This window comes from Streptomyces sp. TRM68416 (assembly GCF_014596915.1).
GTDB lineage: Bacteria > Actinomycetota > Actinomycetes > Streptomycetales > Streptomycetaceae > Streptomyces.
Window position 1 is genome coordinate 1 of record NZ_JACVWU010000076.1, and the last position, 1,161, is coordinate 1,161.

General features: G+C 66.8%; 1 pseudogene. It reads right to left on the reverse strand.

The features are described from left to right. A pseudogene (locus ICC28_RS39980) lies at positions 1-1,161 on the reverse strand (peptidase S8); the annotation flags it as partial.

Genomic DNA, 1,161 nt, shown 5'->3' on the forward strand with positions numbered 1-1,161 from the left:
ACCTGGCCGGACGCGGGCTTCTTGGAGCGGAAGGTCCAGCTCGCGTCGATCCGCGTGGAGGCGGCGGCGACCTTGGCGCTGCGCTTGACCGAGGTGGTCAGCTTGTACTCGGCGTCGCCGGACGGAACCTTGAAGACGCCGTCGCCGAACAGCGGGTCGTCGTTCGTGCCGACCTTGGTGCCGTTGCGGTAGAGGGACGTCTTCACCGAGGTGAAGAGCGACGAACCGGCGTGCTTGGCACCGTCGGCGAACAGCGGCAGGTAGCCGTAGATGTTGTTGCCGTCGCGGAACAGGCCGTAGTCCGCGTTCAGGTGCGGCCCGAAGACGGCCGTGTTGAACTTCTTCGAGTAGCTCTGGCCGGCCTTGAAGGTCTGCGGCTCACCCAGCGTGTAGTACGCCTCGGGGATCGGCCAGCCGTCCGCGTCATGACCGCCGTACTGCTCGAAGTCCAACGACCACTTGATCTTGTCGGACGTCGACAGGTAGACCGTGCGCGTGCCCGGCAGCTTCTGCTCGATGGGCGAGCCGAAGACGAAGTCCTCCGGGAACAGGCCGAGGGCGGTCAGTCCGCCGGTCTTGTCGGGGGCGGACGCGCCCATCTGGTTCTTCACCGTGGCGAGCTCGCTCGCCTTGAAGTGGCGGACCTTGTTGCCCTGGATCTTCTTCACCTTGGCGGTGGTGGCCACGTCGTACTCGGCCTTGGCGCCCTTGGTCCACTGGCCGTTCCAGGTCTGCTGGAGGCCGGAGACCTCGCCGCCCAGGTGGGCCATGCGCAGGTTGGCGAAGGTGTCCATGCCGACACCGATGCCGAGCCCGGCCGGGTCGTACATGTAGCCGATCATCGCCGTGGCCGGCTTGGCCTGCGCGTCCGGCACCCGGATGTCCGCGGCCTTGGTCTTACGGGCGTCGATCGTGACCGAGGTGTTCTTGTTGACGGTCAGCTTCGGCTGGACCAGCCAGTCGAGGCCGCCCGTCGGGTCCGTGAAGTCCTTGGTGACCCAGGCGTCCAGCAGGTACGTGCCCTTGGGCAGCCGCATGGTCGTGGTGCCGGAAGCGACCGGCGGGACCTGGTAACCCCGGTCCTTGCCCAGGCCGGAGTAGCCGAACAGGATCGTGTTGTAGACGTCGGTCGGCTTCCCGTCCTTGCCGACGTGCTTGACG